At 47.0% G+C, this 2,747-nt stretch carries 3 protein-coding genes; all 3 read right to left on the minus strand.

Features of this window, described 5'->3' with window-relative positions; genetic code table 11:
* Positions 1–778 (minus strand): dihydroorotate dehydrogenase (locus tag AC29Z1_RS14095; protein WP_488272090.1); only part of this gene is annotated, 778 nt, incomplete at its 3' end.
* Positions 772–1,539 carry a dihydroorotate dehydrogenase electron transfer subunit gene (locus AC29Z1_RS14100; protein WP_488272091.1) on the minus strand — a complete coding sequence of 256 codons (768 nt, stop codon included), beginning with the start codon at positions 1,537–1,539 and terminating at the stop codon, positions 772–774. The genes AC29Z1_RS14095 and AC29Z1_RS14100, both read right to left, overlap by 7 nt.
* The coding region (locus tag AC29Z1_RS14105) for an ATP-binding protein (protein ID WP_488272092.1) at positions 1,532–2,747 on the minus strand (1,216 nt) is incomplete at its 5' end. The genes AC29Z1_RS14105 and AC29Z1_RS14100, both read right to left, overlap by 8 nt.

The raw sequence follows: 2,747 nt of genomic DNA on the forward strand, positions 1-2,747 counted from the left end.
GCATAAATTCAACGGCATCAGCAGCCGTCATAATCCCCCCCATACCAATGACTGGTATGTTTACGGCGTTAGCAACCTGCCACACCATTCGTACAGCCACTGGCTTAACAGCCGGGCCGGAAAAACCACCGACAATGTTACCAAGCACAGGCCGCCAGGTACGAATATCTATGGCCATTCCCAGCAAGGTATTAATGAGTGAAATAGCATCCGCACCTGCAGCTTCCACTGCTTTGGCTATAAGTACGATATCGGTAACATTGGGTGAGAGCTTCACAATAACCGGTAAATCAGTCTTTGCTTTTACTTGTCTTACTACTTGCGCTGCGCTATCCGGGCAAGTGCCAAACGCAATACCTCCTTGCTTGACATTGGGGCAGGATATATTGACTTCCAAACCGGCTATCCCGCTCTTATCCAGTCTTGCAGCCAACTGCCCGTATTCTTCCGCCGTATTGCCCGAAATGTTAACAATGATAGGTACATCATACGTTACTAATTTAGGCATAATTTCATGAATAAACGCCTCAACACCCGGATTTTCGAGTCCAATCGAATTAAGCATTCCCGCCGGGGTTTCTGCCATTCGCCGCCCGCTGTTACCTGCTTTGGGTGCAAGGGTTGTGCCTTTAACAACTATGGCTCCCACTTGGTTCAAGTCGATAAAATCACTGTATTCCAGGCCAAACCCAAATGTTCCTGAAGCCGTCATAACCGGTGTTTTCATTTGTATTCCAGCAATATTCACAGAAAGCATATCTTGCCTATCGATCACCAAGCTACCTCCTCTGCCCAAAACACCGGGCCGTCAGTACACACTTTGTAGCGTTTACCTTTGGCACCAGCACAAGTACAGGAAAGACATGCACCAACGCCACAGGCCATATATTCTTCAAGTGAAACCTGGCAAGGAATCTTGTACTGCGCAGCAATGGCTGCTACACCTTGCAGCATGGCACGTGGTCCACACGCGTAGATGATATCAAACTTGCCTGTTTTTAAAAGTTCAGGTAATACATCTACCGTAAAACCGCGTTGACCGATACTACCATCATCGGTAGTTATATGTATGTTAGGACAAACATCGGTATACAGACTAGACCAAAACAATTCCTGCGCATTTCGTCCGCCCATAAGCACGGTGGCCGGACAAGAGCAAAAGGCTTTGGCCAGCATAATAAGGGGAGCCAACCCCATCCCACCCCCAACCAGGAGTGGGCGCTGGCCGGTCAAAGTAAACCCGGTCCCTAACGGCCCCATACAATTTATGGTATCTCCCGGCTGAAGCTTAGTCATCAGCGTTGTTCCGCGACCAACGACACGATATATGAGTGTTAACGTTCCAGTAGTCGCATTGCCATCGGCAATACTAATTGGTCGCCGAAGCAGCGGGTCCAACGTGTCTGTCAGTCGAAGGTGAACAAATTGACCTGGACGGGCCAGGCTGGCAATTTCCGGAATAGATATAATTAGTTTAAATACATCCCCGGCAATCACACAATTCTCAATGACCTGAGCAATTCCACAGGTTTTAGACACGCGTTGTTTCGCCTCCACTTACATAGTCCTGCAGTGCCAGTACATAGAGAAACTTCCCTTGCCGCAAGATGTTAAGCACATCAAGCACTGCGCGTGCAGTATCCATCGAAGTCAGGCAGGGCAGTGAATGTTCTACTGCTGCTCTTCTGATTTTGAAACCATCGCTTTCAAAATCCCGTCCTTTGCTTAAGGTATTAATAACTATGTTAATTTTTCCAGCCTTAATCATCTCAATGATTTCCGGCTGTTGTTCATGGAGTTTAGGCACTTCGCCTACAATTAACCCCTGAGAACGAAGATACTTAGCAGTACCGCTTGTCGCAATCAGCTCATAGCCCATTTTAACAAACTCTTTGGCAATCTCAGCAGCCTCAGCTTTATCTTTATCTGCTACTGTGACAAGTACGGTACCATCACGCGGAATATTCATACCTGCACCGATAATGCCCTTATAAAGTGCTCTGGAATACTGGTAATCAATCCCCATAACCTCACCAGTGGATTTCATTTCTGGCCCAAGTGAAATATCTACATGCTGCATTTTTGCAAAAGAAAATACCGGTACTTTGACGGCAACATAGTTTTTTGGCGGCAACAGTCCAGGAGTATATCCCAATCCCTTTAACGTGTCACCAAGGGCTATGCGTGTTGCAACCTTGACCATCGGAACATCAGTAATTTTACTTAAGAAAGGAATCGTCCGGCTAGACCGAGGGTTTACTTCAAGTACAAAGACCTCTTCATCAACAATAACATACTGAACATTGATTAAGCCTTTTACTTTAAGTCCCCTAGCCAGGCGTCCGGTGTAATCGACAATGGTATCGATGACTTTTTGCGACAATGTTTGAGGCGGATATACTGCAATGCTATCACCGGAATGTACACCGGCACGTTCGATGTGCTCCATGATGCCAGGAATGAGGAAGTCTTCACCGTCGGCAATCGCATCCACTTCAACCTCTGTACCTTGCATATAGCGGTCAATCAATACTGGATGCTCCGGTGACGCTTTTACTGCGCGTACCATGTAATCTTTTAATTCTTGTTCATTGTATACAATTTCCATTGCCCGCCCACCAAGCACATATGACGGACGAACCACGACCGGATAGCCAATACGTGCAGCCGCTTCCGGCGCTTGTGAAGCATCGGTAACCGTAGCACCCTGAGGGCGCGGAATATTGAGTTCTTCTAAGAGTTCTTCA

The organism is Sporomusa sp., assembly GCF_057736855.1.